This is a genomic window from Mycolicibacter acidiphilus (assembly GCF_018455725.1).
Taxonomy (GTDB): domain Bacteria; phylum Actinomycetota; class Actinomycetes; order Mycobacteriales; family Mycobacteriaceae; genus Mycobacterium; species Mycobacterium acidiphilum.
In genome coordinates, this window is sequence record NZ_JAHCLR010000134.1 from 1 (window position 1) to 652 (window position 652).

The 652-nt window shown below is 79.8% G+C and carries 1 pseudogene; it reads right to left on the reverse strand.

The annotated features are described in order from the left end of the window. Positions 1-652: pseudogene (locus KIH27_RS22175) on the reverse strand (hypothetical protein); the annotation flags it as partial.

Consider the following 652-nt stretch of genomic DNA (forward strand, 5'->3'; position numbering starts at 1 on the left):
CCCGGCACTGCCGTTGACGGCCGTGCCGGCCGCCCCGCCGTTGCCGCCGGTGCCTCCGTTACCGCCCGCCGCGCCGGCCCCGCCGTCGCCGCCCTTGCCGCCGCTACCACCGATCGCCTGGCCGCTGCCGGTGGCGACGCTTTGGCTGGCGCTTCCACCGGCCCCGCCGGCACCGCCGGCCATGCCCTGGGCTCCGGTGCCGCCGACGCCGCCGGCACCACCCGCCCCGCCGGCGCCGGCGTTGCCGGACAGGGTTCCGCCGGCGCCACCGATCCCGCCGTTGCCGCCGAGGCCGCCGTCGCCGCCGATGCCGCCGACCAGCGCTCCGCCGTTGCCGCCAGTTCCACCGGCACCGCCGCGGGCGGTCCCGCCGACGAGGGCACCCACCTTGATGGTCGCCGAGCCACCGTGACCGCCGGTCCCGCCGGGCGAATCGGTGCCGCCGTTGCCACCAGGCCCGCCGCTACCGCCGGTGGCGTTGCTGCAGAAGACGCTGCAGGTGCTGTTGCTACCGGAGGTGCCGGTGCTGCCGGCAGCGTTGATGTTGACGCTGCCCGCCCCGCCGTCGCCACCGGCGCCGCCCTGGCCGCCCGCGCCGCCGTTGCCGTACTGGCCGGCCGCTCCGCCCGCACCGCCGTTGCCGCCGGCGGCG